Source organism: Pseudomonas sp. BF-B-15, assembly GCF_019946675.1.
GTDB lineage: Bacteria > Pseudomonadota > Gammaproteobacteria > Pseudomonadales > Pseudomonadaceae > Aquipseudomonas > Aquipseudomonas migulae.
This window is the reverse complement of sequence record NZ_JAGYFZ010000050.1, coordinates 17929-41234: the sequence shown is the minus strand read 5'-3', so window position 1 is coordinate 41234 and position 23306 is coordinate 17929. Positions and strand designations below refer to the sequence as shown.

The following is a 23306-nucleotide window of genomic DNA, read 5'->3' as shown; positions in this document are numbered from 1 at the left end:
ACGTCCGTGAGATCGCCATCGCCGGCAAGCCGGCTCCTACAAGGGGTTTATTTACGGTTGAGCATCACCGGCAACTGCGCCACCAGCTTCGCGTTGTTCAACGGCGCCCGGATAAACCCGCGCTGTGTCCCGTCCGGCCCGATCACCGCCAGGTTGCCGCTGTGATCAACCGTGTAATTGGGCTTGCTGGTGTCCGCCGGAATAAACGGAATGCTCACCGCGTTGGCCAGTTTCTGAATGTCTTCCACCGACGTCGCCGTCAGGCCCTGGAACTGCGGATCAAAGTAGCCCAGGTATTGCTTGAGCTGCTTTGGCGTGTCGCGGTTCGGGTCGACGCTGACCAGCACGATCTGCAATTTATCCACAGCCTCAGGCGGCAGTTCGCTCTTGATCTGGCGCAGTTGGGCGAGGGTGGTGGGGCAGATGTCCGGGCAGAAGGTGTAGCCGAAGAACAGCAGGCTCCACTTGTCTTTCAGCGCGTTGACCGCCACCGGTTTGCCGTCCTGATCGGTCATCGTCACGTCCGGCAGATTACGGCTTTGTGGCAACAGGATGATCCCGGCGTCGATCAACGCGGTCGGGTCGCCCTGGCCTTTGCCGGACAGCACTTTATTGATGGTCAGGCCCAGAACCAGTGCGATCAGGGCAACAAGGATGAAGACGGTTTTCTGGGTTCGAGTCATAGGTTCAACAGTAGGTAGTGGTCTACGAGCAGCGCGATAAACAACAGGAACAAGTAGTAAATAGAGTACTTGAACGTGTTGATCGCCGCGTGCGGTCGAGTGCCACGGTACAGCACCACGGCCCATTGCAGAAACCTTGCGCCCAGTCCCAACGCACAAATCAGGTAAAGCATGCCGCTCATGTGGATTACATACGGCATCAGGCTCACGGCCAGCAGCGCGAAGGTATAGAGCAGGATGTGAATCTTGGTGTAGTGCTCGCCGTGGGTTACCGGCAGCATCGGAATGTCGGCCTTGGCGTATTCCTCTTTGCGGTGAATCGCCAGCGCCCAGAAGTGCGGCGGGGTCCAGGCGAAGATGATCAGCACCAGCAACAACGGTTCGGCGCTGATGTGGCCGGTGGCGGCGGTCCAGCCGAGCAGCGGCGGGGCGGCACCGGCGAGGCCGCCGATGACAATGTTCTGCGGCGTCGCGCGTTTGAGGAAACCGGTGTAGACCACCGCGTAACCGAGCAAGGAGGCGAGGGTCAGCCAAGCGGTCAGCGGGTTGGTGAAGGCCAGCAGCAACGCCTGGCCCAGCACCGCCAGCACCAATGCGAACGTCAGCGCCGCCGTCGGTGAGACCCGGCCTTCGGCCAAGGGGCGTTTGTGGGTTCGGGCCATCACCGCGTCGATGCGTCTGTCCACTACATGATTCACCGCCGCCGCACCGCCGGCACACAAGGCGATCCCCAGATTACCGAACACCAGCACGGTCCATGGCACCCCGGCGCGGGTCGCGAGGAACATGCCGACCAGCGAGGTGATGAGCATCAGCACCACCACTTTCGGCTTGGTCAGCTCCAGGTAGTCACGCCAGATTGCCTGGTTGTGACGTGCGCCGATCAGAGTCGCCATGGCATCTCTCCTTTTATTGTTATGGGCCCGGCTGAATGTTTACGCGGGCTGAACCGCCAGCGTGTCGGTTGCTTGACCCGAACCAGACTGGTTCGCGCGTGATAATTGACCAGCACCATCGTCAGCAGCAGCGCTGCACCACCGGCGTTATGCGCGACGGCCACCGGCAGCGGCAGGTGGAACAGCACGTTGCTGATACCGAGGGTGATTTGTGCGGCGAGGGCAATCAGCACCAGCCCGGCCAGGCGCGTCATGCCGACGACTTTCAGTTGCCATGCGAGGCCGAGCAGCACCACTGTCACCAACAGCGCGCCGATACGGTGAGTCAGGTGAATCGCCGTGCGAGCATCGCTGTCGAGCTGCCCACCGAGATAATTGGGGCCGATGTGCTGGGTCAGGTGAAAGCCGTTGGCGAAGTCCGCCGGTGGCAGCCATTGCCCGTGGCAGGTCGGGAAGTCGATGCAGGCCACCGCCGCGTAGTTGGAGCTGACCCATCCGCCGAGGGCGATTTGCAGGATGACCAGCAACAACCCGGCCGTCGCCCAGTACTGCAAACGCCGGGGCACAGTCAGCGCAGGCAGCACGCCGGACAGGCGCAGGGTCAGCAGAAACAACAGGCTCAACGTCGCGAACCCACCGAGCAAATGCCCCGTCACCACTTGCGGCCAAAGCTTGAGCGTCACCGTCCACATGCCGAACGCCGCTTGGGCAATCACCACCGCCAACAGAAACAACGGCAGCTTCACCGGTTGCCCCGGATGACGACGATGCACCCACGCGCGACCGGCCAGCACCGAGATCAACAGCCCCAGCGTGCCGGCGAAGTAACGGTGGACCATCTCGTTCCAGCCCTTGTGCGCTTCGACGGGCGCATCGGGAAAGTGCAGTTCGGCATGCGCCAGCTGGGCTTCGCTTTTCGGCACGCTGATAAAGCCGTAGCAGCCCGGCCAGTCCGGGCAGCCGAGACCGGCGTGGGTCAGGCGGGTGTAGGCGCCGAGCAGCACCACAATCAGTGCCAGCAAGGTGGCAAACAGCGCGAGGCGAAATCCAGGTTTGGCCATGACGATGCCCTTATCCGATGTTCGACAGTTTCAGCAGATGGCGCAGGTCGTTGAGCAAGTCCTTGCCCTTCACCGTCGGGTCGTAGCGCAGCACCAGATTGCCGTGGGGGTCGATGATCCACAGGTGCGGCGTGTCATTGCTCTGAGCGCCTTTGGTGTAGGTCGGCAGGTCCAGGGAATACCGCTGCAACTGCGGGTACTCGCGTTGAAGTTTAGTCTCGTAATCGCTGTTCAGCGGCTGCGCGGTGGCGATGGCATGACTGGCGCGGGACGCATCGCGACCGAGGCCGATCTGGATTTGCCGTGCCAGATACACCAGTTGCTGGCAGTCCACTGCACACGCCTTCGGTGCCGTGACCAGTAGTTGCCAGCGCTCTTCCTGCGCCTGCACGCCAAGGTCGGCGCGGGTCTGGCCGTTGCCGATCAGTTCGCCGTGATAGCTGCGGCCTTCCGGCACCCAGAAATTCAGTTTGTACATGCCGGTGGCGAGGATCATCGGGCCGATCACCACGAGCAGGATCAGTAACAGCTGCAAGCGACCCTTGCGCCGGTTCGCCGGCGTTTTCGCTTCAGACATGCTGGGTGGATTCATGGCCGCTCCCATGGTGTTTCTCCTTTGCGTTGTGCCAGCCGAGGTAGATAAAAAGGCCGAGCAGGGCGATCGACATGGCGAACCACTGCACGGCATAAGCGATGTGTTTTTCCGGCCCTGTGGCAACGATCGGCCAGTCGGCCCGGTAGGTCGCAAGGCCGTTTTCTGCGCGTAATTCGTAGGCAAGACCTTCACGGCCCAGAGCTGACCAGAGCCTGGTCGGTTCCACCGCTGTGATCAGCTGCGGCCAGGTTGTGCTGTCCGGGTCAGCGTGTAATTGAAACGTCGCGCCGGGGGAAACGTAGACCCAGGCATCGAGACTCAATGCCTGGGCGGGTGTACTGAATTGCGGCGGTGTGCGCCGGTCCGGCCACGGCAGCCAGCCGCGATTGACCAGCAGCCAGAGCCCGGTCGCCTGATCCTGAAACGGTTGCAGCAGCTCGACGCCAACCTTGCCGTCGCGCTGACGGTTATCCAGCAGCAGGCTGTGCGCGGCGTCGAACTGGCCGTGCAGGCGAACCCGGCGAAAGGCCGGATCCTCGGTGTGTGGCAGTTCGGTGCTGGCCATCGGTTCGGCGGCACGGCGTTCGGCGTAGGTGTGCAGCAGCGCGCTTTTCTCTGCGCCACGGCCCAGTTGCCAGAAGCCGAGCGACACCAGCAGCGGCAGCAGGAGGGCGACCACCAGCGTCGGCACGATGCCCGGCCGAAAGCGCTTCATGGCGTCGCCAGAAAGTCATTGGTCGCGATAGCTATACTCAAGTGCATCGCCTGTCCCCCGGAGTCCCACCATGCTCAAAGCAGCCATCGTCCTGATGCTGATTGCCACGGTTGTCAGCCTGTTCAGCGGCCTGTTTTTTCTGGTCAAGGACGACAGCAGCTCGAACCGCCTCGTCATTGCCTTGAGTGTCCGTGTTGCCCTGGCCGCTGTTACCGTCGGCTTGATCGCCTGGGGTTTTTTCAGCGGCCAGTTAGTCTCTACTGCGCCTTGGTAACTTGTAGGAGCCAGCTTGCTGGCTCCTACAACACGTAGACGAAAATGAACAACCCGATCCACACGACATCCACGAAGTGCCAATACCAACTCGCTGCCTCGAAGCCGAATTGGTGCTCGTTATCGAAGTGTCCGCGCAGGATTCGCATCAGCATCACAAACAAAATGATGGTGCCGATGGTTACGTGGGCGCCGTGGAATCCGGTGAGCATGAAGAACGTCGCGCCATAGATGCCCGAACCCAGGGTCAGGCCCAGTTCGTGATAGGCGTGGATGTACTCTTCGGCCTGGAAACCGAGGAATGCGCAGCCCAGCAACACGGTGATCGCCAGCCAGATTTTCAACGCGCCGCGATGGCCCTTTCTCAAGGCGTGGTGGGCGATGGTTATCGTGACGCTGGAACTCACCAGCAACACGGTATTGAGCAACGGCAGGCCCCAGGGGCTGATGACTTCCTTCGGGGGCACAAAGAGTTTGGAGTCCGGGTTGTTCAGCAGCGGCCAGGTCCACTGGAAGGCAGGCCACAGCATGTGGGCGAGGCCTTTGGTGCCTTCGCCACCAAGTGCCGGTCCGGACACGTGGCGCACGTAAAACAGCGCACCGAAAAAGGCGATGAAGAACATCACCTCCGAGAAAATGAACCAGCTCATGCCCCAGCGGAACGAGCGATCCATCTGCGCGCTGTACAAACCGCTGCGACTTTCCTTGATCACCGTGCCGAACCAGCCGAACAGCATGTACGCCAGCAGCAGGCCGCCGACGAAAAAGATCAACGGGCCGTGGGACTCCGGCCGCGCCGCTTTCAGATCGTTGAACCAGGTGGCCAGGCCATACACGGTGATGAACATCCCGACCGTGGCGATGATCGGCCATTTGCTTTGGGCCGGTACGTAATAGTGCTCATGAGTTGCCATTTATTGTTCTCCTTATCGGGCACGCTCAGCCGCCAGTATTTACAGCCACCGGTGGATGTCGGGCGGTGATATCGAACAGCGTGTAGGACAGCGTCAGGTGCTTCACTTCCTTGGGCATGTCGCGGTCAACGATGAAACGTACCGGCATCTCGATCCGTTGACCGGGCTGCAGCACTTGCTGGGTAAAGCAGAAACATTCGGTCTTGTGGAAATACGCCGCCGCGTTGCTCGGCGCGATGCTCGGCACCGCTTGCGCGCTCATCGGCCGGTCGGTCGGGTTGTGGGCGATGAAGATCATCTCGTTGACCGCCCCTGGGTTGGCCGTCAACTCATCGCTCTTGGGGTAGAAATCCCAGGACATGTCAGCAGAGTTGGTCGACAGGAACTGCACGCGGACTTGCCGCGAGGTATCGACGGTTTGTTCGCCTTCGTATTGCCCGGCGGTCTTGCCGTTGATGCCGAACGCCTTGCACATCACGTCGTAGATCGGCACCAGGGCAAAGCCGAAGACAAACATCGCCACCACCACCAGCAACAGGCGGGTGACCAGTTTTTTCATCGAAACAGAATCAGCCATGATTCAAACCCTCAACACCGAACCCTGTAGGAGCCGGCTTGCTGGCGATGCAAACACCGCGGTGCGTCAGGCGCACCGCGTAATCGTTCATCGCCAGCAAGCCGGCTCCTACAGGACCGAGGTGTTTCATTTCACTTCCGGCGGCGTGGTGAACGTGTGATACGGCGCCGGTGACGGGATGCTCCACTCCAGGCCTTCCGCGCCATCCCACGGTTTGGCCGGTGCTGGCGGGCCGCCACGGATGGTCTTGATCACGATGAACAGGAAGAAGATCTGCGTGGCGCCGAACATGAACGCACCGATCGACGACACCATGTTGAAGTCGGCGAATTGCAGGTTGTAGTCCGGAATCCGTCGCGGCATGCCTGCCAGCCCCACGAAGTGCATCGGGAAGAAGGCCATGTTCATGCCGATGAACGACAGCCAGAAGTGCAGCTTGCCGAGGGTTTCGTCGTACATGTGGCCGGTCCATTTCGGCATCCAGTAGTAGGCCGACGCGAAGATCCCGAAGATCGCCCCCGGCACCAGTACGTAGTGGAAGTGCGCGACCACGAAGTAGGTGTCCTGGTACTGGAAGTCCGCCGGGGCGATGGCCAGCATCAACCCGGAGAAGCCGCCGATGGAGAACAGGATCACGAACGCCACGGCAAACAGCATCGGTGTCTCGAAGGTCAGCGAGCCTTGCCACATGGTGCTGGCCCAGTTGAACACCTTCACCCCGGTCGGCACCGCGATCAGCAGCGTGGCGTACATGAAGAACAGCTCGCCCACCAGCGGAATGCCCACCACGAACATGTGGTGTGCCCAGACGATAAAGGACAGGAACGCAATAGATGCCGTGGCATAGACCATCGAGGTGTAGCCGAACAGCGGCTTGCGCGAAAATGCCGGGATGATCGAGCTGACGGCACCGAAGGCCGGCAGGATCATGATGTACACCTCCGGGTGACCGAAGAACCAGAACACATGCTGGAACAACACCGGATCACCGCCACCGGCAGCACTGAAGAAGCTGGTGCCGAAGTGGATGTCCATCAGCATCATCGTCACGCAACCGGCCAGCACCGGCATTACTGCAATCAGCAGGAACGCGGTGATCAGCCAGGTCCAGACGAACAGCGGCATTTTCATCAACGTCATGCCGGGGGCGCGCAGGTTGAGGATGGTGGCGATCACGTTGATCGCGCCCATGATCGAACTGATCCCCATCAAGTGGATGGCAAAGATGAAGAACGTCACGCTTTCCGGCGCATAGGTCGTGGATAGCGGCGCGTAGAACGTCCAGCCGAAGTTCGGCCCGCCACCGGGGGTGAACAGGGTCGACACCAACAGCAGGAACGCCGCCGGCAACAGCCAGAAGCTGAAGTTGTTCATCCGTGGCAGCGCCATGTCTGGCGCGCCGATCATCAGCGGGACCATCCAGTTGGCGAGGCCGACGAAGGCCGGCATCACCGCACCGAAGACCATCACCAGACCGTGCATGGTGGTCATCTGGTTGAAGAACTCTGGCTGGACGATCTGCAACCCCGGCTGGAACAGTTCGGCGCGAATCACCATCGCGAACGAACCGCCCAAGAGGAACATGGAGAACGCGAACCACAGGTACAGCGTGCCGATATCCTTGTGGTTGGTGGTCAGCACCCAGCGCATCAGGCCTTTGGCAGGGCCATGGGCGTGCTCGGTATGGGTATGGACAGGGTCATCGATGACAGCCGTCATTTCATGTCTCCTGCAAACAGAGAGGCTGGGCGGGCCGGGGCGCAGAGCCCCGACCGGTTGCTGGTGTACGCAATAGACCGGGTCATTTGCTTTCCGCCTGTTTCAGCTCCAGCACTTCTTTAGGCGTGACCATGTCGCCTTTGTTATTGCCCCAGGCGTTACGTTCGTAGGTCACGACCGCTGCGATATCGACTTCCGACAGCTGCTTGCCGAACGCCGCCATGGCGGTGCCAGGCTTGCCGTGGAAGACAATGCCCAAGTGATCCTTGATCGGTCCGGTGGCGATTTTCGAGCCCTTGAGCGCCGGGAACATCGGCGGCAGGCCCTGGCCTTCGGCCTGGTGACAGGCCACGCAAGTGGTGTGATAGACCTTGTCGCCGCGCTCCTTGAGCTCGTCGAGGGTCCATTCCTTGCTGGTCAGTTCTTTGAGTTGCGCAGCCTCGGCCTTGCGCTCGCCCAGCCATTTTTCGTAATCGGCCTTTTCCTTGACCTCGACCACGATCGGCATGAAGCCGTGGTCCTTGCCGCACAACTCGGCGCATTGGCCACGATAGAGGCCGGGCTTGTCGACGCGGGTCCAGGCTTCGTTGACGAACCCCGGGATCGCATCGCGCTTGACCGCGAAGGCTGGCACCCACCAGGAGTGGATGACGTCGGCGGAGGTCACCAGGAAGCGCACCTTGGCGCCGATCGGCAGCACCAGCGGCTTGTCGACCTCGAGCAAGTAGTGCTCGCCCTTGGCTTCTTTGTTGTGGATCTGGTCGGCGGGAGTGGCCAGGTTGCTGAAGAACTCGACGTCCTGGCCCAGGTATTTGTAGTGCCACTTCCACTGATAGCCGGTGACCTGGATATCGATATCCGGCTCACTGGCGTCGTACATCTTGATCAGGGTCGCTGTCGCCGGTACCGCCATGGCCACCAAAATGATGAAGGGCACGATGGTCCAGAGGATTTCGACGGTAGTGCTTTCATGAAACTTGGCGGCCACCTGCCCGGTCGAGCGGCGGTGGAGGATCATCGACCAGAACATGGCGCCGAAGACGATGATGCCGATCACTACACAGATCCAGAAAATGGTCATGTGCAGGTCAAATACTGCGTGACTGATTTCAGTCGCTCCCGGCGCCATATTCACAGTCCAGGCCGCTTGTGCCTGACTGAAAATCGACCACAACAGGAGGCCCATCCAGACGTGTGGATGTCGCATCATTGCGGGTTCCCCTTATCGTTCTTGTTATCCCGCCGGCTTTCACCTGCGGCAAGGGAGCGGCTTTTTCAGACTACGAACTTGAATCGCCGGGTCTTGCTGCGTGTGCAGTCGGACGTCATCAGCTAACTCCATTCCAACCCGAGTATAGACAGCGACTGCTACCTCGCAATGTGAGGGCGTAAATCATCTGAAACAGCTGGGACTTGCGTTCTAGGTCACGAATGGAGAAGGATGCAGAGGAGTGGTGGCACATCGATATAACTTTGACGTCTCAAGGATGAAATATTTATGACAAATGCGTCTTAGCAGATTTTGGATGCCAGCTAAGTTATGTCTTCCCTATTTCATTGCCTTTGTTTCCTGGAGTTTTCATGAACACCGCCGCATTGCGCGAGCAGATCCAAAAAGCCCAACAACATGAAGCCGAGACCGGCCTGCTGACACGTCAGCTGGAAAGCAAACTGCCTCATCTACACCCATCGATCCAACTGCCGGAGGCGGATGCCAATGGCGTGCTGACGCGTTTTGTAGCCGCCTATATCGATGAAGTTCCTGATCTGCTGGATGCAGCCAATGAAGTCGCCAGGGAAGCGGGTATCGAGTCACAGATCAAACCGGTGCTGAAAATTGCCGAGCAATACTTCCTTCAGCCGCCAGAAATCATGGCAGGGCACGTCGGACTGGACAGCCTGCTGGACGAGGCCTATCTGGCGCATCGGTTTGTCGAAGAGGTCAACGACCTGTACATCAAGCATTTTGGCCAGCCACTGATCCCCTTGGACATGACTGTCGCCAACCTGATCGCTCACCAACTGATCGGTGAGGAATTTGCCAACCAACTGGATGAAGTGGTGCACCACGCGGTGGATAACATGCTCGACGATGAAAGCTTTGCGCTGGAATCGGTCGAAGCCTACCGCGCGAAGCTCAGCAGCCCGGATACCGGCGCTGCGTGGAAACGCTGGCCATGCATGTCGCGCCGGCTGGGCGTAGGTCTTGAGCTGGACCAACCCGCCGCATAACCCCAATGCTCCCTGTAGGAGCGAGGCTTGCCCGCGAAGGCGTCTTTGAATACGCCAAAAGCTTCGCGGGCAAGCCTCGCTCCTACAGGGGTGTTTTAGGCGGTGGAGCCTACTCCGGTGGTGGTCCGCAACCGCCCTTCCAGCCTGCGCTTCAACCCCCGCGCCTCAATCAACAGCGTTGAACCCTTGGCCGCATTGGCCCGCCCCCATTCCTCAAGCAATTCCAGGCACGAATGATCGATGTAGCTCAGGTTATTGAGCGGCACATGCACCGTCGCGCCGGCGGGGATGGTCCCCAGCACCTGAGTCAGTGCTGGCACCTTGAGAAAGGTCGCCGCCCCGATCAGTCGCAACTCCATTTCACCGTCCTTGGGCAGATCGATCAGGCTGATTTTCAACCGTGAGGCCTTCCACGCCAGTTTCGCCAGCGTCAGACCGAAGCCGATCAGCACGCCCGTCAACAGATCGGTAAAGATGATCGCCAGCGCTGTGGCCGCGTAAGTGAACATCGGCATCCGGCCGTATCGGCCCAGGCTGCGAAAGGCTTTCAGGTCCACCAATTTGAAACCGGTGTAAACCAACACACCCGCCAGGCTCGCCACGGGAATGCTTTGCAGCACGCTCGACAGCAGCAACACGAACGCCAGCAGCCACAGGCCATGGAATATCGTCGACATTCGGGTGGTGGCGCCGGCCTGCACGTTGGCCGAACTGCGCACGATCACGCCGGTCATCGGCAGTGCACCGAGCAGGCCGCAGAGCATGTTGCCGACACCCTGAGCCGACAATTCCCGGTCAAAGTCCGAGCGTTGACCGCTGTGCATGCGGTCTACCGCTGCGGCCGACAGCAGGGTTTCGGCACTGGCGATGAAGGCCACGGCGAAAGCGGCGATCAGCAAGGTCGGGTCGGCCAGGTTGAGCAAGTCTTCGGGTTTCAGCCAGTCGATGGCTTCCGCCAGATTGGCCGGGACTTCCACGCGTTTGACCTGCAAGGCGAGCATCAGGCTGGCAACAGTCGCCAGACCTACGCCCAGTAGCGCTCCCGGAATGAAACGCAGGGAATGTGGGCGGAGTTTTTCCCACAACCACATCACCGCTATGGTTGCGAGCCCGAGCAAACCGGCTTGCCATCCAAAAGAAGGCAGGGCTTGAGCCACGGCAGCGGGGAAGGCGGCCAGGTTATCCAGCCCGGAAGGTTTCGGCACCGAGTCGAGCATCACATGCACCTGTGACAACACGATCAACACGCCAATCCCGGCCAGCATGCCGTAGACCACCGCCGGCGCCGTCACTCGAAACCAGCAGCCCAGCTTCAAGCGCCCGGCCACCAGTTGCAGGAAACCCGCCAGTAGCAGGATCGGCCCAAGCATAGCGATGCCGTGCTGGCGCACCAGTTCGAATACCAGAACGGCCAACCCGGCCGCCGGGCCACTGACTTGCAGTGGCGAACCGGCAAGCCAGCCCACCACCAGGCCGCCAACGATCCCGGTGATCAGGCCTTTGGCGGGTGGCAGGCCCGAGGCGATGGCGATGCCCATGCACAAGGGCAGGGCGACCAGAAACACGACCACTGAAGCGAGCAGCTCCCGTGGCAGAACAGCTTTGAGTTGCGCTGCACGCATGGTGATTCTCCCGAAGTTTTCTTCAGGCATGGCAAGGCCGGACCGCTGAAACAGCGGCCGGGGTCAAACCACACAGATTTTTAGGAAGATTTAGAAGCGCGCTTTGGGCGTCGCCACTGGAATCGGATGGCTGCCATCGAGCGGCAGGAAACGACCCTGATCGGCGTCATAAGCTTTGATGGCGCTGGTCTCGATGTCGTAGACCCAGCCATGGATGAACAGATGACCGTTCGCCATGCGCGAGGCTACCGAGGGGTGGGTACGCAAGTGTTGCAATTGGGCGATGACATTCTCTTCGGTGAGGATGTGCATGGTCTCGTTTTCATCGGTGCAGTTGCAGTTGTCGTGCACCATGGTTTTCGCGACTTCAGCATGCCGCAGCCAGGCTTTGACCGTGGGCATCTTTTCCAGGCTGTCGGGATTGAGCACCGCACGCATCGCGCCACAATCGGAGTGGCCGCAGATGATGATGTGTTGCACGCCCAGCGCCAGCACCGCGTACTCGATGGCCGTGGATACGCCACCGTTCATCTGGCCGTAAGGCGGTACGACGTTGCCGACGTTACGGGTCACGAACAGATCGCCAGGCGAACTGTGGGTGATCAGCTCGGGCACGATGCGTGAGTCGGCGCAGGTAATGAACATCGCCCTTGGCTGTTGAGCCGTGGCGAGTTTTTTGAAGAGCTCTTCCTGCTGCGGAAAGATCTCATGATGAAAATGCAAAAAGCCGTCAACAATATGCTTCAACGCTGCATCGGCGGTTTCTGCCTCGGATTGGGCTGAAGCCGACGCAGCCAACGGCTGTTTATCCTTGTCACTCATGAATTCATCCTCATTGGCGGAGTCAGGGAATTTTCCCGTTTTGTCCGGTGTGAAGCCAGTGGCTGTATAAAAAACATCCAGGCCGGAAATTTCGACCCGTCAGTCACTCGATGAACAAGGTAGCGGCCGAATCTTAACTGAAACTGAATGAACCGCTCTAGAACGTGTGTTCCAGATCACAAAAAACGTGACCAGCCTAAATGCGTCGCACGTTTTCCATTACTCACCATAGGCCAATTGTCCTTAAATCAGCGACATCTGGCGACCCGGCGGACAGAAGGCTTCGCAATCCAGATTGAAACCTTCCCGCTGATTGAGCCCCAGGCGTTTGATGGTTTTGGCAAAGCGTTGCGCCAGCAGGTCGGCAAATGGACCTTCGCCTCGCATCCGGCTGCCAAACCGACTGTCGTAGAGCTCGCCACCACGGCTCTGGCGGATCAGGCTCAACACATGGGCCGCCCGCTGAGGATAGTGGGCCGCCAGCCATTCTTCGAACAGCGGCGCCACCTCCAGTGGCAGGCGCAGCATCATGTAGGCCGCACTTTGTGCGCCGGCCGCCTGTGCCTCGGTCAACAGGCTTTCGAGCTCGCTGTCGTTGATCATCGGAATCATCGGCGAACACAGCACCCCCACCGGAATCCCGGCTTCACGCATCACCCGGATCGCCCGGAGACGGGCCTTGGGCGCTGCGGCACGCGGTTCGAGGATGCGTTTGAGTTCATCGTCCAGCGTGGTGAGGCTGATCATCACCGCCACCAGCCTTTGCTCGGCAAGTTCGGCCAGCAGGTCCAGGTCGCGAAGAATCAGCGAGCCTTTGGTGATGATGGTCACCGGGTGACGGTAACGCAGCAGCACCTCCAGGGTTTTGCGGGTGATTTTGTGTTCGCGTTCGATCGGTTGATAAGGATCCGTGTTGGAGCCCAGGTTGATCGGCGCGCATTGATAGCCGCGTTTGGACAGCTGTTCTTCCAGCACATCGGCGGCGTTGGTCTTGGCGATCAATCGGGTTTCGAAATCCAGCCCCGGCGACATGTCCCAATAGGCGTGGCTGGGCCGTGCGTAGCAGTAAATGCAGCCATGCTCGCAACCGCGATAGGGATTGATCGAGCGATCGAAGGGCAAGTCTGGCGAGTTGTTGCGGGTGATGATGGTTTTAGCGGTCTCGATGCGCACCTCGGTGCCCTGGGTCATCGGCGCCTCCTGATACCAGCCATCGTCCTCCGCTACCGAGCGGTTTGGCGCGAAGCGGTTGTGCGGGTTGGTGGCGGTGCCGCGACCGCGGGGTGGCAAGGGAGTGCTCATCGGACAATACTCGTAGCTGTATGTGCATACAGTATCGAAGGTTGAGCGACCCAGCCAGTGCCGTTTGGCGCTCCGGCAAAGCAGGATGACCATTTATTGTGGAATTGATTGATAAGTACAACTTGGCGCAACGCCGGGAAACAAATATCGAATAGCCCCGATGCTAACTTGATAAGTAGTATTCGCTTCGCACGAAGTTTCTTGTATTTACTTATTAAATGGAATTAATAAATGTCGTTATTTAATCAACGCGGTATCTTTTTACAATTGCTGGCGCCGAGTATTGCCAACCCGCGGGAAGCGCAGGTATCGATGCAACTGGCTCGCAAGGAGCTGGGGTGGGACGCCGTGAATGAGCTGTCGACCGAGGCCTTGGTGGATTCAGCCTACGTGACGGCGGTCTCCAATGATGGTGGCCGGTCCTTCACTATCAAAGTAGTCAATAGCGATGTGGACGGTGACGGCGATATCGACAGTGATGACAAGGAGAAACTGTTGGCCTTGGCGAAAGCGTATTCCAGTATCGTCAATCCTTAAGCCTGTTATTTAACTAAGCCGGTGTGAGATTCATACAGGCTTAGTTGCAATGGGGCATGAAACTACCGTCGTCCATGGTTGATCAATCGTATATAAATGGATGATTCACGATTCTTTGACAGACGGCTCACAGGTCTTTGACTGATCAGGGCTCAATCTGGCGTCGTCATCCCGCCTCTTTGCATACGGTCGCCGAGCATGTCCCTACGTCTTATCCCTGCGATGTGCCTGTCGCTGGTCGCATTCCTCAATCTGACGCTCGCCCACGCTGACGATGCGGTCGCACCCCGTCCTGCGGAGTGGGCTCAATCGGTCGAGGTGCAGTACAACCTCTTCCAGATGTCTCCAACGCTCTACCGCAGTGCATTGCCTGACCGCGGAGCCGTCCCGTTGCTGGAAAAACTCAAGGTCGCCACCGTGATCAACTTCCTGCCCGAGTCGGATTCAAGCTGGCTGGCCACGCCCGGTATAGACCAGGTGCAGTTGCCCTATCGCACCAACCACGTGGATGACGCGGATGTGCTCAAGGCCCTTCGCACCATTCAGGCCGCCGAAGCCAAGGGCCCGGTGTTGATGCACTGCAAGCATGGTTCGGACCGGACCGGCCTGATGGCCGCCATGTACCGGGTGGTGGTGCAAGGCTGGAGCAAGGAAGACGCCCTGAACGAGATGACTCAAGGTGGCTTTGGCGACAGCACCCACTTCAAGGACGGTATTCGTTACATGATGCAGGCGGATGCCGAGAAGCTGCGCACGGCGCTGGCCAATGGGGAATGCAGTACAAGCCCGTTCGCGGCCTGCTCGATGAAGAGCTGGTTCAAGTCGGCCCACGTCGAGTAACAGCACCTCCCACAGCATTGCGCTGCGGGAGGTCATTGCCGCACTCAGTGTTCGTCAGGCTTTTTCTTCAGCTTCGGGTTCGGGAAAAACTGCACGGCCTGAACCTTGGCGTCCGGCGCCTTCAGCGCCGATGTGTTGACCCGTGTGCCCAATTCCTTGGGCACGGACAGGCCCTGTTCATTCAACGTGTCGGAATAACCGCAGCCCACGCACTCGCGATGCGGGACATCGTCTTCGCTCCACATCATCAATTTGTCCGGCTCGCTGCAGGCCGGGCAGACCGCCCCGGCGATAAAGCGTTTTTTCGTCTTCACAGGTCCCTCGCTCATGCTGCTGCGTCCTCACTCAGGCCGCTGTGGCGCAAGAGTGCGTCAATCGACGGGGCACGGCCACGGAAGTCGACGAACAGCACCATCGGCTCCTGCGAACCACCGCGCGCGAGGATCGCTTCGCGGAAGGCGCGACCGGTTTCGGCGTTGAGCACGCCGTCCTCTTCGAATTTCGAGAAGGCGTCTGCCGAGAGTACTTCAGCCCATTTGTAGCTGTAGTAACCCGCCGCATAACCGCCAGCGAAGATGTGCGCAAAGCTGTTCGGGAAGCGGTTGTAAGCCGGCGGGCGCATGACCGAGACCTCGTCGCGTATGCCTTCGAGCACTTGCAGCACGCTGCGGCCATCGCCGTGGGTGGCGTGCAGTTCGAAGTCGAACAGCGAGAACTCGAGCTGACGCACCATCATCAGGCCGGACTGGAAGTTCTTCGCGGCGAGCATTTTGCCCAGCAGGTCCTGCGGCAGTGGCTCACCGGTTTCGTAGTGACCGGAGATCAGCGCCAGGCCTTCCGGCTCCCAGCACCAGTTTTCCATGAACTGGCTTGGCAACTCGACCGCGTCCCACGCCACGCCGTTGATGCCGGATACGCCGGCGTGTTCGACGCGGGTCAGCAGGTGATGCAGGCCGTGACCGAATTCGTGGAACAGGGTGGTCACTTCGTCGTGGGTCAGCAGCGCCGGTTTGCCGCTGTCGGCCGGGGTGAAGTTGCACACCAGGTTGGCCACCGGGCTTTGCAGCACGCCCTCAGCCGTGCGACGACGGTCGCGGGCGCCGTCCATCCATGCGCCACCGCGCTTGTTGGCGCGGGCGTAGAGGTCGAAGAAGAAGCGGCCGACGTGCTGGCCGTTTTCCTTGATCTCGAACAGGCGAACGTCCGGGTGCCAGGTGTCGAAGCCTTTCTGTTCGGCGATCTCGATGCCGTACAGACGTTGAACGATGGCGAACAGACCGCCCAGCACTTTGTCGATCGGGAAGTAAGCGCGCAGGGCTTCCTGGGCAACGCTGTAACGTTGTTCACGGAGTTTTTCACCGTAGAAACCGCTGTCCCAGCTTTGCAGGTCCGGGCAGCCTTGTTCGGCAGCGTAAGCCTTGAGCTGTTCCAGATCCTGAGCGGCGAATGGCTTGCTGCGTTTGGCCAGATCGCGCAGGAAGCTGAGCACCTGATCGCTGGATTCGGCCATCTTGGTGGCCAGGCTCAGCTCCGAGAAACTGGCGAAACCCAGCAGTTTTGCCAGCTCCTGACGCAGGTCGAGGATTTCTTCCATCACCGGCCCGTTATCGTTCTGGCCGGCATTCGGGCCCTGGTCCGACGCACGGGTGCAGTAGGCGGCGTAGACTTCCTCGCGCAGGGCACGGTCCTGGGCGTAGGTCATCACCGCGTAGTAGCTCGGGAATTCCAGGGTGATCAGGAAGCCTTCCAGATCCTTGGCCTGCGCAGCCGCAGCCATTTGTGCCTTGGCCGAATCGGTCAGGCCGGCGAGGGCGGCTTCGTCGGTAACGTGCTTGGTCCAGGCTTGAGTCGCGTCGAGCAGTTGGTTGGAGAAGCGGCTGCCCAGTTCGGAGAGCTTGCTTTGTACTTCGGCGTAACGCTTCTGCTCGGCTTCTGGCAGGTCGATACCCGACAGGCGGAAGTCACGCAGGGAGTGTTCCAGGATAGTTTTCTGCGCGACGTCGAAACCGGCGGCTTCAGGGCTGTTGGCCAAGGCTTCGAAGGCCTCGAACAGTTCGCGGTTCTGGCCCAGCTCGGTGGAGTAGGCGCTGAGCGCTGGCAGGCAGGACTCGTAGGCTTCGCGCAATTCGGGGCTGTTGCACACGGCGTTCAGGTGACTGACCGGGCTCCAGGCAGCGCCGAGGCGATCGTTGAGTTCGTCCATCGCCAGCACCAGGCCGGCCCAGGTCGGTTGTTTGCCCTGGGTTTTGAGGATCTCGATAATCGCGGCGCGGTTGTCAGCCAGGATCTGTTCAATGGCCGGTTGCACGTGTTCGGCCCGGATCGCCGAGAACGGCGGCAGGTCGTAGGACTGCAAAAGAGGGTTGTTCACGCTCACGTTTGGCACCTTGGCTGGAAGAAACATGCGGCCATCTTAATTACAATCGACGCTCACCGCAGCTATCGGCAACAGAGAGAAACCCTATCGTGACCCTTCGCAAGTATCAGAACCACACGCCGCTGCTGGGCAAAGGCGCTTTTGTCGACAGTTCGGCGGTGGTGATCGGCGACGTCGAAATCGGCGATGACAGCTCCGTTTGGCCGCTGACGGTGATCCGCGGCGACATGCACCGCATCCGCATCGGTGCGCGCACCAGCGTGCAGGACGGCTGTGTGCTGCACATCACCCACGCCGGGCCGTTCAACCCCGATGGCTTTCCGTTGCTGATCGGCGACGACGTGACCATCGCGCACAAAGTCATGCTTCATGGATGCAGCGTGGGCAACCGCGTATTGATCGGCATGGGCAGCATCGTCATGGACGGTGCGGTGGTCGCGGATGATGTGATCATCGGCGCCGGTAGCCTGGTGCCACCGGGCAAGCGCCTGGACAGTGGTTTTCTGTATGTGGGGAGTCCGGTGAAACAGATCCGCCCGCTGACGGACAAGGAAAAAGCCTTTTTCAGCTACAGCGCGGCGAATTACGTGAAGCTCAAGGACCTGCATCTGGCTGAAGGCTACGATCAGCTCTGACCCCGCGCCCTTATTCAGGATTCAACATGCATTACCAAACCGTTTTGTTCGACCTCGATGGCACCCTGACCGACCCGCGCGAGGGCATCACCCGTTCGATCCAGTTCGCCCTGAGCAAACTCGGTATCGAAGAACCCGACCTGACCAAGCTTGAACACTTCATCGGCCCGCCGTTGTTGCAGGCGTTCATGCAGTTCTACGACTTCGACGAGCCCAAGGCGTGGGAGGCGGTGAATTTCTACCGCGAGCGCTTCAAGGTCACCGGTCTGTACGAAAACCGCGTGTTCGATGGTGTCACGCCGCTGCTCGAAACCCTCGGCGGGCAAGGGCGCCAGCTGTACATCGCGACCTCCAAGCCGTGGATCTTCGCCCGGGAAATCGCCCGGCACTTCGATTTCGCCAAACACTTCAAGGTGATTTACGGCAGCGAGCTGGATGGCACGCGGACCAACAAAGTCGAGTTGATCGCCCACCTGATGGCGGAAGAAGGCCTGGACCCGGCCAACACCTTGATGATCGGCGACCGCAAACACGACCTGATCGGCGCACGCAGCAATGGGCTGGATGCGGCAGCGGTTGGGTATGGTTTCGGCAGCCGCGAGGAATTGAGTGCTGAAGCGCCGACCTATCATTTTGAAACGCTGGATGAGATGCATCAGGCGTTTTTGCAGCGCTGATAAGTACGCCTTCGCGGGCAAGCCTCGCTCCTACGGATCTTCATCAGTGCTGTAGGAGCGAGGCTTGCCCGCGAAGGCGTCCGCCGATACACATCCGGATCAACTGTTCTCACTCAAAACCCTTCTTGTCGTTCTAGCCTGAAGAGGCGGGCCACGATCAAGGAGGATCATCATTGCCGGAGTTAAAACACGCTCACCGATTGCGCACAGGACGATATTCGGAGTCCGGACAGATTTACCTACTGACAGCGGTGCTTTTGAATCGAGAACCGTTGTTCCGCGACTTCTACAATGGGCGTTTGGTGGTTGATGCTTTTCGAACGGCAGAGCGAGAAGAGTTTGCGACGTCGCTAGCCTGGGTCGTCATGCCCGATCATTTCCATTGGTTGATCGAGCTAAAAAATACTCAGCTACCCAAGTTGATGGCTCGGACCAAATCACGCATTGCAGTGACGCTTAATCGTTCAGTTGGCCGTCAAGGTCCGGCTTGGCAACACGGCTATCATGATCGCGCCATTCGAAAGGAAGAGGACTTGCAGGCGGTTGCTCGCTACATCGTCGCTAACCCGTTGCGTGCGGGTTTGGTTGAGAAGGTAGGGAATTATCCACTGTGGGATGCAATCTGGTTGTGACCTTTAAGGGCGCCTTCGCGGGCAAGCCTCGCTCCTACGGATGTTCATCAGTCCTGTAGGAGCGAGGCTTGCCCGCGAAGAGGCCTATTCAGCCACCGGAAATTTTTGATTCCGCCAACGTCTTTAATGCCGCCTTGCGCTCAGTAACCTCCAAAGCGCCAAGCTTCTCCACCGCCGCATAAAACTTCACCCAATCCCCACCCGATTGCCGGAACAACGCCGCAAACGCCGGCACCCACTGATCGTACAAACCAAACGGCAACAACCGCGCATTGTTCATCGGCGCATTGATCCACGCGTCATAGCGTTTATCTCCAGCCCACTGGCTGTCGCGTATCTGCCGGTATTCGGCTCGTAGCCGCTCGAACTCAGCGGCTTTTTGTTGCCTCATCTGCTCGGTTGGCAGCGGCAGGGCGTAGAGTTTTTCCAGTCGCGAGCGCGTATCCAGAACCAGCTGAATGAACTGATCCCGCCGCTGCGCCTGGGCGCCGTTGTCCGGCGCCAACCCGCGATGGGCGCGCCACTGCCGAGTGCCTTCCTGTTCAACGAACGTGGCGAAAGACTCGTTGAACTCCGTGTCGTCCTTCACATAAAAGCGCTGATGCGCCAGTTCATGGAAGATCAGCGTTGCCAACCGTTCATCGCCCCAACCCATCATCGAACTGATAATCGGATCGTTGAACCAGCCGAGCGTCGAATAGGCCTCGACGCCGCCGATCGACACGTCCATACCTTGCAGTCGCAGCAACGCCGCCTCACCACGGGCCGCGCTCTGGTTGTAATAGCCGCGGTAGGCGACGCAACCGGCGACGGGAAAGCAGTGGTTTTGCGGCGTAAGGGAAAATTCCGGCGTGGCGAACACGTTCCAGACTACGAACGGTCGGCCAATGTCGGCGTACAAACGGTAGCTCTGGTTATCCGGCAGATGCAGCTGCTGGCTGGCAAACGCCCGGGCCTTTTGCGACTGGGCCAGATGCGCACGCAGCTTTTGATCGCGGATGGGGTCGGCAATCACGTCGGAAACCGGCTCCCGAGCCCGCAGCAATTTCAGCTGGCCACTGGCCAATTGGCTGTAATAGCTGACGCTGGCGCAACCGTTGAGCAACAAAAACAACACACCCGGAAACAAAACACGCAAAACGCGATCAAGTAACCCAAGGCTTGGAAGCGGCCTGATCAAAATAAAATCATCCCTGGAGAGTCTTCCCGCAAGACTATCCCGCCTGACTGGAGCTCCGCTATGCGCAAGATGATGCTGACGGGAGGCCTGTTGTTGCTGACAGGCTGTGCAGGATTCGGATTACCCCACCATGATCCGTCTCAAGCGTGGATCGATCTCGATACACCGCAGGAAGACACCGCACTGCAAGCGCTGGAAGTCGATGACAAGGCCTCCACCGACAAGCGCTACTTCGAGGTCCAGCCCGGCAGTCATGAATTGACGGTGCGTTATCTGTTCCCGGTCGATCCGAGCAACATCGGGCCGGACGCCGAGCCGCTATGGCGCGATTGCCAACTGAATGTGAAATTCAACAATTTCAACGCGGGTGAGAAATATCAGCTGCAAGCAGGGAATATCGGTTTTCGGCCGTGGGCCAAGCTCTATGACCAACAACGAAAAGTGATAGGCCAAGGCACTCCGGCAGGCTGTCAACGGACCTGATCGGCGTTATGCTGAATGTCCAATCCTCGGGACATTCGTCATGCGCAGGTTATTGCTATTGCTCGCGGCAAGCGCCTTTGCCGGTTGCCAGAGCCCGTTACCGGCGGTCGATCCACAGATGGCCTGGGTCGAGTTTTCTACGCCATTCCCGAACGATAAGTTGCTGATGGCGGAACGACTGGACAAGCAGCGACTGCGCGATGGGCGTTTCTTCCAGGTGACGCCCGGCAGCCATGAGCTGGTCGTTCGATTCGACTTTGAAGTGCCCGGTGGCGGGGGCTTTGGTGTGATGAGCGGTCCCACGGAACGGTTGTGCTACCTGACCATCAACTACGATCATTTCGAAGCAGGCCAGCGTTATGTGCTGGAAGGCCGTTCGATAGCGTTCACTCCCGGCGCTCGTTTGTACAACGCCAAGCGGGAAATCGTCGCTGAAGACCGAGAGTCCTATTGCCTCATGTGAGGCGGATCAACTGTCGTTCTTCTGGTAAATGATGGCTTTGGTGCCGTTGTCGCAAGTGCCGACGACCATCGCGGCGTCATGCTGGGCGGCCTCTTCCTTCGACACGATTTCCAGCGTGTAGGAGGGCACGGCATTCGCCTGAATCTTCACTTCGATCTCATTCTTGAGTTCTTCGCAATCCTTGGGCGCACCGAGTGCCGAAGTGGCCAGCACACTGCAGATAATCGCCAGGGCAAAACGTTTCATGGTTGAAGCTCCTTTGAGGCAGCACGCAGGTTGATGCGTTTTCACTGCTGTCATTTATTCGACCACAGGGACGCCAGCCGGGTTTTGTTTCAGCGCAAAAAAATCGCAGCCTGTCGAAGGCTGCGATTTTTTTTGCCCGATAAGACGGGTCTAGAGCAGCGTCGCATCCAGGCTGATTTTCGCATTCAGCACTTTGGACACCGGGCAGCCTTCTTTGGCTTTATTGCTCAGTTCCTCGAACTGCGCCTGGGTCGCCCCAGGGATTTTCGCCTTCAGGATCAACTTCACCGCAGTGATCGCAAACCCTCCGTCGACCTGGTCCAGCGTGACTTCGGCATTCGTATCGATGCTGTCAGCCTTGAGACCGGCGTCGCCGAGAATCATCGAAAAAGCCATGGAGAAACAACCGGCGTGGGCCGCGCCGATCAGCTCTTCCGGATTGGTGCCTTTACCGCCTTCGAAACGTGCCTTGAAGCCGTAGGGCGCTTCTCTGAGAACACCGGTTTCGGTGGAAATCGAGCCGATGCCGGTTTTCAGGTCACCTTCCCAATGCGCCGATGCTTTCTTGGTAATAGCCATGTCTGCCTCCTCAAGATCCGGCGCGAAGCGTCGCGCCTTCGTGGTTTTCGGTTGCCAGGGTTCTGAGGATAGACGGCGGTGCAAAGTTCACCTGAATTCATTAGTCCTACCGTTTTCGTAGGTTTTTTTGTCTCGGCTATTGAAACTCGGGTATATGCCCTCATTGCATGAAGCACGCTTATGGATTCGGCAGGTTTTCGTTTGCAAGAAAAAACCTGCGACCTCAACTGGAGAAGCAGGTTTATGAAACGACTGTCCGATATCAAGTTCTCGACCCTTGATCTGGTGCCCGTGCGCGAGAACGGCAGCGCGGCCCAGTCGCTGCGCAATTCCCTGGACCTGGCGCAGCACGTCGAAAAATTTGGCTACAACCGCTTCTGGGTGGCCGAACACCACAACATGGACGGCATCGCCAGCTCCGCGACCTCGGTGTTGCTGGGCTATCTGGCCGGCGGCACGTCGACCATTCGGGTCGGTTCAGGTGGCGTGATGTTGCCCAACCACGCGCCATTGGTGATTGCCGAGCAGTTCGGCACCCTCGAAAGCCTGTATCCGGGCCGGATCGACCTGGGCCTGGGCCGCGCACCCGGTTCCGATCAGATGACTGCACGCGCCTTGCGTCGTGAGCGTTCCGGCAGTGCCGATGATTTCCCTGAAGATGTGGCGGAGCTGGTGCGCTACCTCGGTCCACGCACGCCAGACCAGCGAATCATCGCCATGCCGGGCACCGGCACCAACGTCCCGGTCTGGTTGTTGGGGTCGAGCCTGTTCAGTGCACAACTGGCAGGTGAGCGCGGTTTGCCCTACGCGTTCGCTTCCCATTTCGCACCGCGCTTCATGCATGAGGCGATTCGCGTCTATCGCAATCACTTCAAGCCTTCAGCGGTATTGGACAAGCCCTACGTGATGCTTGGCGTTCCGCTGGTAGCGGCTGACACCGACGAGCAGGCCGAGTATCTGGCGACATCGGTTTACCAGCGCATCCTCGCGTTGATGCGTGGGCAAAGCCTGGTCCAGCGTCCGCCGGTGAAAACCATGGATGGCCTGTGGCTGCCCCATGAGAAAGACGCGGTGCATGATTTCCTGGGACTGGCGATGGTGGGCAGCCCGCAGAAAATCCGCGCCAAGCTGGACGTATTGATCGAGCAGACCCAGGCAGACGAGCTGATTTTTACCTGCGACCTGTATGAACATGCCGATCGCGTGCATTCCTATGAGCTGCTGGCGCAAGTCATGAAGGGCTGAC

Annotated in this window: 28 protein-coding genes; 10 read left to right on the top strand and 18 right to left on the bottom strand. The window is 59.4% G+C overall.

Annotated elements, in window-relative coordinates; translation table 11 throughout:
• Positions 1 to 47 precede the first annotated feature (47 nt).
• Genes KGA97_RS17290 through KGA97_RS17270 form a run of 5 tightly spaced genes read right to left on the bottom strand, consistent with a single transcriptional unit; the run spans position 48 to position 3950 of the window.
• Complete coding sequence (locus KGA97_RS17290; RefSeq protein WP_008027684.1) at positions 48 to 683, bottom strand: SCO family protein; 636 nt, start codon at positions 681 to 683, stop codon at positions 48 to 50.
• Positions 680 to 1579, bottom strand: coding sequence for a heme o synthase (cyoE, locus tag KGA97_RS17285; protein WP_008027686.1), 900 nt, complete (start codon positions 1577 to 1579; stop codon positions 680 to 682). Before cyoE ends, KGA97_RS17290 begins: the two co-directional genes overlap by 4 nt.
• A complete protein-coding gene (locus KGA97_RS17280) occupies positions 1567 to 2640 on the bottom strand; it encodes a COX15/CtaA family protein (protein ID WP_192417858.1) in 1074 nt (357 codons plus the stop codon). The genes cyoE and KGA97_RS17280 overlap by 13 nt, the downstream gene beginning before the upstream one ends.
• Before the next feature lie 10 nt (positions 2641 to 2650).
• Entirely contained in the window at positions 2651 to 3244 is a 594-nt protein-coding gene (locus KGA97_RS17275) for a hypothetical protein (RefSeq protein ID WP_008027689.1), read from the bottom strand.
• Positions 3210 to 3950 (bottom strand): SURF1 family protein, encoded by a 741-nt coding sequence (locus tag KGA97_RS17270; protein WP_223481148.1) that lies wholly within the window; start codon positions 3948 to 3950, stop codon positions 3210 to 3212. Before KGA97_RS17270 ends, KGA97_RS17275 begins: the two co-directional genes overlap by 35 nt.
• 70 nt (positions 3951 to 4020) lie before the next feature.
• Between KGA97_RS17270 and KGA97_RS17265 the strand changes: the two genes are divergently transcribed.
• A complete protein-coding gene (locus KGA97_RS17265) occupies positions 4021 to 4224 on the top strand; it encodes a twin transmembrane helix small protein (protein ID WP_008027692.1) in 204 nt (67 codons plus the stop codon).
• A 25-nt stretch (positions 4225 to 4249) separates the two neighbouring features.
• Here KGA97_RS17265 and KGA97_RS17260 read toward each other — a convergent pair whose 3' ends face one another.
• The 5 genes from KGA97_RS17260 to coxB form a co-directional block, all read right to left on the bottom strand.
• The gene (locus tag KGA97_RS17260; protein WP_008027694.1) at positions 4250 to 5137 is read right to left on the bottom strand and encodes a cytochrome c oxidase subunit 3; all 888 of its coding nucleotides are present in this window, start codon (positions 5135 to 5137) and stop codon (positions 4250 to 4252) included.
• A 25-nt stretch (positions 5138 to 5162) separates the two neighbouring features.
• Entirely contained in the window at positions 5163 to 5714 is a 552-nt protein-coding gene (locus tag KGA97_RS17255) for a cytochrome c oxidase assembly protein (protein ID WP_008027696.1), read from the bottom strand.
• On the bottom strand, positions 5707 to 5844 hold the full coding sequence (locus KGA97_RS17250; protein WP_223481147.1) for a hypothetical protein: 138 nt from the start codon (positions 5842 to 5844) through the stop codon (positions 5707 to 5709). Before KGA97_RS17250 ends, KGA97_RS17255 begins: the two co-directional genes overlap by 8 nt.
• Positions 5841 to 7433, bottom strand: a complete 1593-nt coding sequence (ctaD, locus tag KGA97_RS17245) for a cytochrome c oxidase subunit I (protein ID WP_008044690.1) — start codon at positions 7431 to 7433, stop codon at positions 5841 to 5843. The genes KGA97_RS17250 and ctaD overlap by 4 nt, the downstream gene beginning before the upstream one ends.
• Positions 7434 to 7515: 82 nt before the next feature.
• Entirely contained in the window at positions 7516 to 8643 is a 1128-nt protein-coding gene (gene coxB, locus KGA97_RS17240) for a cytochrome c oxidase subunit II (protein WP_008027701.1), read from the bottom strand.
• Positions 8644 to 9014: 371 nt separating this feature from the next.
• Between coxB and KGA97_RS17235 the strand changes: the two genes are divergently transcribed.
• Positions 9015 to 9665 (top strand): hypothetical protein, encoded by a 651-nt coding sequence (locus KGA97_RS17235; protein WP_008027703.1) that lies wholly within the window; start codon positions 9015 to 9017, stop codon positions 9663 to 9665.
• Positions 9666 to 9760: 95 nt separating this feature from the next.
• On the opposite strand, the gene KGA97_RS17230 is transcribed toward KGA97_RS17235, so the two are convergent.
• From KGA97_RS17230 to KGA97_RS17220, 3 genes are all read right to left on the bottom strand, one after another.
• The gene (locus KGA97_RS17230; RefSeq protein ID WP_008027704.1) at positions 9761 to 11287 is read right to left on the bottom strand and encodes a SulP family inorganic anion transporter; all 1527 of its coding nucleotides are present in this window, start codon (positions 11285 to 11287) and stop codon (positions 9761 to 9763) included.
• A 90-nt stretch (positions 11288 to 11377) separates the two neighbouring features.
• Positions 11378 to 12109 carry a carbonic anhydrase gene (locus KGA97_RS17225; protein WP_008027706.1) on the bottom strand — a complete coding sequence of 244 codons (732 nt, stop codon included), beginning with the start codon at positions 12107 to 12109 and terminating at the stop codon, positions 11378 to 11380.
• Positions 12110 to 12352: 243 nt separating this feature from the next.
• Positions 12353 to 13411, bottom strand: coding sequence for a PA0069 family radical SAM protein (locus KGA97_RS17220; protein ID WP_008027708.1), 1059 nt, complete (start codon positions 13409 to 13411; stop codon positions 12353 to 12355).
• 231 nt (positions 13412 to 13642) lie between these two features.
• Between KGA97_RS17220 and KGA97_RS17215 the strand changes: the two genes are divergently transcribed.
• Together KGA97_RS17215 and KGA97_RS17210 are read left to right on the top strand one after the other, a co-directional pair.
• Positions 13643 to 13948 carry a hypothetical protein gene (locus KGA97_RS17215; protein ID WP_223481146.1) on the top strand — a complete coding sequence of 102 codons (306 nt, stop codon included), beginning with the start codon at positions 13643 to 13645 and terminating at the stop codon, positions 13946 to 13948.
• Positions 13949 to 14146: 198 nt separating this feature from the next.
• Positions 14147 to 14788, top strand: a complete 642-nt coding sequence (locus KGA97_RS17210) for a dual specificity protein phosphatase family protein (protein ID WP_008027710.1) — start codon at positions 14147 to 14149, stop codon at positions 14786 to 14788.
• Between the two features lie 44 nt (positions 14789 to 14832).
• Here KGA97_RS17210 and KGA97_RS17205 read toward each other — a convergent pair whose 3' ends face one another.
• The gene (locus KGA97_RS17205; protein ID WP_008027712.1) at positions 14833 to 15117 is read right to left on the bottom strand and encodes a YheV family putative zinc ribbon protein; all 285 of its coding nucleotides are present in this window, start codon (positions 15115 to 15117) and stop codon (positions 14833 to 14835) included.
• Positions 15114 to 17192 (bottom strand): oligopeptidase A, encoded by a 2079-nt coding sequence (prlC, locus tag KGA97_RS17200; RefSeq protein ID WP_177318198.1) that lies wholly within the window; start codon positions 17190 to 17192, stop codon positions 15114 to 15116. Before prlC ends, KGA97_RS17205 begins: the two co-directional genes overlap by 4 nt.
• A gap of 62 nt (positions 17193 to 17254) precedes the next feature.
• On the opposite strand from prlC, the gene KGA97_RS17195 reads away from it, so the two are divergent.
• From KGA97_RS17195 to KGA97_RS17185, 3 genes are all read left to right on the top strand, one after another.
• Positions 17255 to 17800, top strand: coding sequence for a gamma carbonic anhydrase family protein (locus tag KGA97_RS17195; RefSeq protein ID WP_207285022.1), 546 nt, complete (start codon positions 17255 to 17257; stop codon positions 17798 to 17800).
• Between the two features lie 26 nt (positions 17801 to 17826).
• Positions 17827 to 18477: an HAD family hydrolase gene (locus KGA97_RS17190; protein ID WP_008044671.1), complete on the top strand. Its 651-nt coding sequence runs from the start codon at positions 17827 to 17829 to the stop codon at positions 18475 to 18477.
• Positions 18478 to 18650: 173 nt separating this feature from the next.
• Entirely contained in the window at positions 18651 to 19109 is a 459-nt protein-coding gene (locus tag KGA97_RS17185; RefSeq protein WP_223481145.1) for an REP-associated tyrosine transposase, read from the top strand.
• A gap of 88 nt (positions 19110 to 19197) precedes the next feature.
• Here the strand turns inward: KGA97_RS17185 and KGA97_RS17180 are convergent, their stop codons facing one another.
• On the bottom strand, positions 19198 to 20289 hold the full coding sequence (locus KGA97_RS17180; RefSeq protein WP_223481144.1) for an aminopeptidase: 1092 nt from the start codon (positions 20287 to 20289) through the stop codon (positions 19198 to 19200).
• Between the two features lie 60 nt (positions 20290 to 20349).
• Between KGA97_RS17180 and KGA97_RS17175 the strand changes: the two genes are divergently transcribed.
• Together KGA97_RS17175 and KGA97_RS17170 are read left to right on the top strand one after the other, a co-directional pair.
• Entirely contained in the window at positions 20350 to 20772 is a 423-nt protein-coding gene (locus KGA97_RS17175; protein WP_008027723.1) for a hypothetical protein, read from the top strand.
• A 40-nt stretch (positions 20773 to 20812) separates the two neighbouring features.
• A complete protein-coding gene (locus KGA97_RS17170) occupies positions 20813 to 21235 on the top strand; it encodes a hypothetical protein (protein ID WP_223481143.1) in 423 nt (140 codons plus the stop codon).
• A gap of 6 nt (positions 21236 to 21241) precedes the next feature.
• Here the strand turns inward: KGA97_RS17170 and KGA97_RS17165 are convergent, their stop codons facing one another.
• Both KGA97_RS17165 and KGA97_RS17160 read right to left on the bottom strand, forming a co-directional pair.
• Complete coding sequence (locus KGA97_RS17165) at positions 21242 to 21481, bottom strand: DUF1161 domain-containing protein (protein WP_223481142.1); 240 nt, start codon at positions 21479 to 21481, stop codon at positions 21242 to 21244.
• A gap of 150 nt (positions 21482 to 21631) precedes the next feature.
• On the bottom strand, positions 21632 to 22060 hold the full coding sequence (locus KGA97_RS17160) for an OsmC family protein (protein ID WP_008044663.1): 429 nt from the start codon (positions 22058 to 22060) through the stop codon (positions 21632 to 21634).
• A gap of 243 nt (positions 22061 to 22303) precedes the next feature.
• On the opposite strand from KGA97_RS17160, the gene KGA97_RS17155 reads away from it, so the two are divergent.
• Entirely contained in the window at positions 22304 to 23305 is a 1002-nt protein-coding gene (locus tag KGA97_RS17155) for an LLM class flavin-dependent oxidoreductase (RefSeq protein WP_008027732.1), read from the top strand.
• Position 23306: the final 1 nt, after the last annotated feature.